This is a genomic window from Psychromonas algarum (assembly GCF_004376845.1).
Lineage (GTDB): Bacteria > Pseudomonadota > Gammaproteobacteria > Enterobacterales > Psychromonadaceae > Psychromonas.
This window is the reverse complement of the sequence record NZ_SNUW01000019.1, coordinates 20,664-28,232: the sequence shown is the minus strand read 5'-3', so window position 1 is coordinate 28,232 and position 7,569 is coordinate 20,664. Positions and strand designations below refer to the sequence as shown.

3 protein-coding genes are annotated in these 7,569 nt (G+C 37.6%); all 3 read right to left on the bottom strand.

Going from position 1 to position 7,569, the window contains the following annotated elements; translation table 11 throughout:
- Positions 1-446 precede the first annotated feature (446 nt).
- The 3 genes from E2R68_RS13305 to E2R68_RS13295 all read right to left on the bottom strand — a co-directional run bounded on the left by E2R68_RS13305 (position 447) and on the right by E2R68_RS13295 (position 7,486).
- Positions 447-1,082 (bottom strand): hypothetical protein, encoded by a 636-nt coding sequence (locus E2R68_RS13305; protein ID WP_243834690.1) that lies wholly within the window; start codon positions 1,080-1,082, stop codon positions 447-449.
- A 784-nt stretch (positions 1,083-1,866) separates the two neighbouring features.
- Positions 1,867-5,754 (bottom strand): ATP-dependent RNA helicase HrpA, encoded by a 3,888-nt coding sequence (gene hrpA / locus E2R68_RS13300; RefSeq protein ID WP_134278169.1) that lies wholly within the window; start codon positions 5,752-5,754, stop codon positions 1,867-1,869.
- A gap of 166 nt (positions 5,755-5,920) precedes the next feature.
- The gene (locus E2R68_RS13295) at positions 5,921-7,486 is read right to left on the bottom strand and encodes a Na+/H+ antiporter NhaC family protein (protein WP_134278168.1); all 1,566 of its coding nucleotides are present in this window, start codon (positions 7,484-7,486) and stop codon (positions 5,921-5,923) included.
- Between the last annotated feature and the right edge of the window lie 83 nt (positions 7,487-7,569).

Here is a 7,569-nt window from a genome sequence, read left to right as displayed (position 1 = left end):
CGAACACAGCGAGAAATACAATGGTAATAAGGTGTATCAGATAACGATACTTGCGATTGGCGAGATTGAGTCATAGCAAACTACCTCCAATATGCTGAAATAAGCCACTTTTAAAAGATAGTTTACGTTTTAAATTAACTCAAAGTAGATGGGTGTCCGCTACTTTTTAGTAAGCACGGCGAACACAGCGAGAAATACAATGGTAATAAGGTGTATCAGATAACGATACTTGCGATTGGCGAGATTGAGTCATAGCAAACTACCTCCAATATGCTGAAATAAGCCATTTTCAAAAGATAGTTTACGTTTTAAATTAATTCAAAGTAGATGGGTGTCCGCTACTTTTTTACAGCCTCAACGCCGCATTAAGCGGACTAAAATTGTTGGTTATAATGTGTAGCGAAGCGAAACCTAACCAACTGTTTTAGTTCCGTTTAAATGCCTTGTTAACTTTCGTAGCCTAGCTCACGTCTCATTAAGACAATTATTTCATCTCTTGTTTCTTTGATTTTATTACCTAAATCTACCATTAATTCTTTAGTAGGAGTTTCAAAATTAAAATCACCAGTAATAAAAGACTCTGGTGTCATAGCTAGCCTAATTTCTTCTAACATCTTAGGTTGCAAGCCCATCAAAGTTGTATATTGTTTTTCAAAGCTATCCAATAAAATAGCTAAAGTAGGTGTACACACTATACGAAGGCTTGTTAATTCTGTTGTCGCTTTTTGAAATCCTTGATTAATTCCTTTAGTAAAATCATTCATTACCTGTTGATATTCAACTAATGCTTCAGGAGACGAGTTTGATTCATACAACTTTCGACTTGCATTAGGTAAAGTGACTGATAAATACTCGTCATAAACTTGAGAAGATTGTCGAGCAGCATCTTCCATTCTTTTGAAGTATTCTTGATATTCGCTCTTACGTGTATCGAAAAGCTTTTCTGCTCGCTCTCTAGCAACTTTATATTTATGAAGGAGGAACGGTAGTAAACCAGAAGAAATGAAAACCATCAAAGCTGGAATTATATATTTAGGTTCTATCCATGTATTAACTAAACTACAAGCTTCTGAAACTGCCAATATCATCTCCTAGAAAGTTAACAGCATATTATCCATAATTCACGATAGTAACGGATTATGAAATAAAAAATAACAAAACAATAATAATTAAATCATTACCTGTCAAAGCCTTATAGTCAAATAAGCGATCTTATTTGGACTATTAACCTTGTAGAAACTAAGCACTGCATCATACTCAGCACTTTTGTGCTGAGTATGATGCAGGAATTAAAAAATTAAATATTATAAATCAATTAATTAGATATTTAGTCATGTGGAAAGCGAGCATGTTAATTCTCACTTTCCACACAAAATAAAAAAGAGCACAAAAAAAATCATGAACAGCCATAAACTGATTTACAAACTATAAATGAGCAATGCCCCCTTAAAAAAGATCGTGTACAGCCACAAACGGATAATAAACACCAAGCTGACACGACGAGCGCAGACGACTTAACACCTATTCATAAAGGTATCAAACCACATCTAAACCAAGGCAGGATTAATCCTGCGCCCCAAAGGCTAGCCTTTACATTTCAATTAAAGTACAGAAATAAGCATCAAACTGACTAGACGAGCGTAGACAAAATAACACCGATTCATAAAGGGATCAAATCACATCCAAACCAAGGCAGGATTAATCCTGCGCCCCAAAGGCTAGCCTTTACATTTCAATTAAAGTACAGAAATAAGCATCAAACTGACTAGACGAGCGTAGATGAGATAACACCTATTCATAAAGGGATCAAATCACATCCAAACCAAGGCAGGATTAATCCTGCGCCTCAAATGAAGTACAAAATAGTTACCCTTTTAATTCCGTCAACTTCAACCTCACTCGTTTAGCCGAAATTGGATACGGCGTCCCTAACTGTTGCGCAAACAACGAGACCCTTAACTCTTCCAACATCCAATACACTTCTGCTAACTCTGGGCTTTCCGTTTCATCGGTTAACAAACTCTTACATAACGCGCGGTAACGCTCTTCTAAATCGTGCAACTCAATCGTATGTAATCTATCTTGATTTGGATTTACGGGTAACTTCTCTAACCTTTTCTCAATGGCTAATAAATAGCGTTTAATATCATTGAGTTTTGCTTCTCCTACTCGGCAAACAAAACCAGGAAAGATTAATCGCTCAAGCTGAGATTTAATATCACCTTGTGCCACCAACATAGTTAAATCTGTTTTACCTTTTAGCTTTTTGTTCACCGCATGTGCTAGCGTTAATACTTGCTCAACTTGTTGTGTGATGATTAATGTTTTATCAGCTAATTCAGCACGAACTTTTTCTTTTTGTGCTTCAAATACCGATGCCTCTTGAGGTTGTATTTCCCCCTCTAAAATGGCATCCACAGCACAACTAATACAATCATCAATTAAGTCTTTCACTTGTCCAAAAGGATTAAAGTAGAGTCCTAATTTTGCTTTATTAGGCAAGCTTTGCTGTAGATATTTAATGGGTGATGGCACATTTAACAAAATTAAACGGCGCACACCTGCTTGATTAAAACGTGTTGCTTTAGCTTCACTATCAAACAACTCAATCGCAACACTTTTGTTTTTATCAACTAATGCTGGATACGCTTTAACTTCATAACCACCGTGATCTTTTTTGAATGATTTAGGTAATTTACCAAAATCCCATTCCACTAAGTCTGACTTTTCAATACTTTGCTTAGACACTTTGGATAAGGTCTGTTTTACCTTACCTTTTAAGTCATGCTGTAACTGTTTTAAGTCAGTTCCTACTGCCACGCTTTTTTGTTTGTCGTCAATCACGTTAAATTTAATACGTAGATGTGTTGGTAAGGCACTGACATCCCAAGCATCATCTGGAATACGAACACCTGTCATGCGTAACAACTGTTTTTCAAAGGCTTCTAATAACGAACCTTGTAACGGTACTAAATTCGCCATTGCCGCTTCTGCGTAGTTAGGTGCAGGCACAAAGTTACGACGAATAGGTTTTGGTAAGGTTTTAATCAAGGCGACTAGCAACTCTTCACGCAGCGCTGGTATTTGCCAGTCAAAGCCTTGATCTGATATTTGATTTAACAGCGCTAATGGAATTTTTACTGTCACACCATCTTGGCTTGTACCCGGTTCAAAAGCGTATTCAAGCTGTAAACGGAAATCACCTTGTTGCCAAGAATCTGGGTAGGCTTTTGCAGTCACTTTGTCTGCATCATGCGCCATTACTTGATCACGTTGATAATTCAGTAATTGAGGCTGTTGTTTTTTCTCTTTATTCCACCAACTATCAAACTGTTTTGCACTGCATACATTTTGCGGCACAATTTCATCATAAAACAGGAATAAGGTTTCATCGTCTACCAAAATATCGCGGCGACGAGACTTATGCTCTAGCTCTTCAATATCGTTTAATAAGGCTTGGTTATCTTTAAAGAATTGATGGCGAGTTTCAAACTCCCCTTCCACTAACGCATGACGAATAAACAGTTCACGACACAGTACTGGATCAATATGCGTATAGACTACTTTTCGTTTGGTGACAATTGGGATGCCATACAACAATTGATTTTCAAAGGCGCCAACTACACCTGATTTTTTTTGCCAATGAGGTTCTGCATAACTACGTTTAATTAAATGTTGTGCTTGTAATTCAACCCATTCAGGTTTGATCCGTGCAGCAACACGTGCAAATAATTTTGAGGTTTCTACCAGTTCGGCAAACATGCCCCACTTAGGCTGCTTTTTAAATAAACCAGATCCTGGGAACATATAGAATTTACTATTACGCGCACCAAGGTATTCACCATCTTTATCTTTCAAGCCTATGTGCGATAGTAAACCTGCTAATAATGCTTGGTGGATCGCATCAAAATTAAAGGGTGTGTTACTGACTTTAATATCGAGTTCGTCAGTCACTTGTTTAATTTGAGTGTAGATATCTTGCCATTCACGCACACGCATATAGGCTAAGAAATCTTTCTGACACATTTTGCGGAATTGACCACTGCTTAATTCTTGGCGTTGCTCGTTAATGTAATTCCACAAATTCACATAAGTAATAAAATCTGATTCTTTATCTTGGAAACGCTTATGCTTTTCATCGGAAGCTTGCTGTTTGTCCATTGGACGTTCGCGCGGATCTTGAATACTTAATGCCGCACTGATCACCATCACTTCATGCACACAATCAAACTCTTTTGCCGCTAAAATCATACGAGCTAAACGCGGATCAACAGGCAACTTAGCAAGCTGTCGACCTAATGCTGTGAGCTTTTTACGTGGATCTTTGGCTTTTAAATTAACCGCACCTAATTCTTCTAATAAACTCAAACCATCTTTAATATTTCTATCTTCTGGCGGCTCCACAAAGGGGAATTTATTTAACTCACCCAAGCCCAGTGATAGCATCTGTAAGATAACCGATGATAAATTAGTACGCAGAATTTCAGGATCGGTAAACTCAGGACGGCCATTAAAGTCATCTTCACTGAATAAGCGAATACACACACCTTCACTAACACGTCCACAACGCCCTTTACGCTGATTTGCACTGGCTTGTGAAATAGCTTCAATCGGCAAACGTTGTACTTTAGTACGGTAGCTATAACGGCTAATACGTACAGTACCTGTGTCGATAACGTATTTAATACCGGGAATCGTTAATGAGGTTTCTGCCACATTGGTTGCTAGGACGATACGCTGACCACGATGCCCTTGGAATATTTTATTTTGCTCTGCAACACTCAAACGAGCGAATAATGGAAGAACCTCAGTATCACGCAATTTACGTTTAATTAACGCTTCAGCGGTATCTCGAATTTCACGTTCACCATTCATGAAAATAAGAATATCACCACGACCTAATCGTTGAAGTTCATCAACCGCTTGAAAGATACCTTCGATTTGATCGCCTGCCGCGTACTCATCTAATGGGCGATATAATGTTTCAACAGGGAAAGTTCGACCTGACACTTCGATAATAGGAGCCGCTTTTCCACGTTTGTCAGAAAAGTGTTTTGCAAAACGTTCAGGGTCAATGGTTGCTGAGGTGATAATAACTTTTAGGTCAGGACGTTTCGGTAATAAACGTTTTAAATATCCCATCAAGAAGTCGATATTTAAACTACGTTCATGGGCTTCATCGATGATAATAGTGTCATACTGACTTAGGAATCTATCATTTTGGATTTCTGCCAATAAAATACCATCGGTCATCAATTTGATATAAGACTGATCGCTGACTTTATCTGTGAATCGAACACGATAACCTACGGTTTCACCTAACTCAGAATCTAACTCTTCTGCAATACGGTTTGCAACTGTTCTTGCCGCTAAACGTCTTGGCTGTGTATGACCAATTAATCCTGATACACCACGGCCGAGTTCTAAACATATTTTAGGGATTTGCGTGGTTTTACCTGAGCCGGTTTCACCTGCGATGATCACCACTTGGTTCTCGGCAATCGCTTTCGCTATTTCATCTTTTTTCTCACTGACAGGTAAGTTTGGATAAGTTACTTCAGGTAAGTTTTCTAAACGCTGTTTGCGTTTATCCATCGACACTTGAATATCAATAGCTATTTTAGTCAAACTTGTTTCTACTTTTTCAGGCGTTTTAAGATTTTTAAGATCGTCAATACGTCGCTTTAAGCGAAATTGATCTTTGTATAACACGTCATTTAAATGGTCTTTTAAAGCAGTAGCAGAAATGGTCAAAACAGATACCTAGCAGAAACAAAAAAGAGATCCTAGCAAGGCTATTGTAAAAAGGATAGTCATACTAATCACAACAGTAAGTTTTCTTATTTACAATAAAAAGCAATAAAAAAGCCGATGTAATTTATACATCGGCTTAATCAATTATGCTTATTATTCGAATGAATTAAGCTGGGTTAGTCGACCATTTTTTAAAAACTAAAATAACGGCTACAAATGCAACAAAACAAGCTAATAATGAAATGCTTAATGATTCCGTATAACCAATAGTAATAAAGCCCACAATAGATACTAATGCCATTGCTAACGCATAAGGTAACTGTGTTGAAACATGGTCAATATGCTTACAGCGTGCACCTGTTGAGGATAGAATAGTAGTATCTGAAATAGGTGAACAATGGTCGCCAAATACTGAGCCAGCTAGTACAGCACTTAACATTGGCAACATCATTGCTAAATCGGTTGCTCCTGCCATATCGCCAGCGATAGGTAACATGATACCAAATGTACCCCATGACGTTCCCGTCGAGAAAGCCATTACACCAGATAAGATAAATAATATAACAGGTAACCAATGTAATCCGATATTACCTTGCACTAAGCTAGATAAGTAAGCACCCGTTTTCATATCACCAATCACGCTACCAATTGACCAAGCAAAGAATAAAATGATGATCGCACCAAACATCGATTTAGCGCCAATCCATAATGCGTTGCGAATATCTGCAAGTGATTGCTTCTGTTTGAACACGGTTGATAAAGCTAATGCTAAACCAATTAATCCACCATAAACCAATGACGCGCCAACATCAGTATTTTCAAAAGCACCTAAAATACTAAACGCTTTATTATCAGCCGCTAATACGTTATTACCTGTGTATATCATAAAAGATAAAGTGGCTACGATTAAGCCAACAATAGGATAAATTAAATCACCTACCTTACCTTTATCATGCTCTTCAATACCTAGTTCATCTTGTAAATTAACATGATTTTTATCGTCATCAGCAATCGCTTTTGAAGCCAAATCTTCATGTTTTTTCATTGCGCCAATATCAAGCTTAAAAATAATGACAGCAAAAACCATTAACAAGGTAAATAAAGCATAAAAATTCATTGGGATCAGTGCAACATAAGCACCTAATGGTGAATAGCCCGTCATACCATGACTTACTAAAATACCACCCACGATAGTCATAATATAAGCGCCCCAACTTGATACTGGCATCAAGATACACATAGGCGCTGCTGTTGAATCAAGGATGTAAGCAAGCTTTGCACGAGAAACATGAAAACGATCGGTTACCGGTCTAGAAATCGAGCCCACCGCTAAACTATTAAAGTAATCATCAATAAAAATAAATACACCTAAAAATGCAGCTAATAATGATGCACCGCGTTTATCTTTAATATGATCGAGTGCCCAATCAGCGAATGCACGAGTACCACCAGATAAGGTTAATACGGCAGTCATCATGCCAAGCAATAATAAGAAAGCAACAATACTCATATTCCAAGTATTAATGCCACCATCTTCAACCACTACACTTTTCACGGTTGTAAATATGTAACTAACAGTATTGCCAATTGAAAAATCAACAAGTAATAATGCACCTAAAAGAATACCAACACCTAACGATAGCAGTACGCGGCGAGTAATAATCGCTAATCCAAGCGCAACAACAGGCGGTATAAGTGACAGTGAAGAAGTAGAGAAATCTATTAAAGACATGGAACTTTCCTATGATCTATATTTAAACATATACAGCATCAACGCTGTGTTCCCAATCAAAGCAAAATAAATCAGCTGATTAC

Bases quoted from the DNA above. Each gene is read 5' to 3' on its own strand.
- E2R68_RS13295 (WP_134278168.1), bottom strand. From the start codon at position 7,486: ATGTCTTTAATAGATTTCTCTACTTCTTCACTGTCACTTATACCGCCT.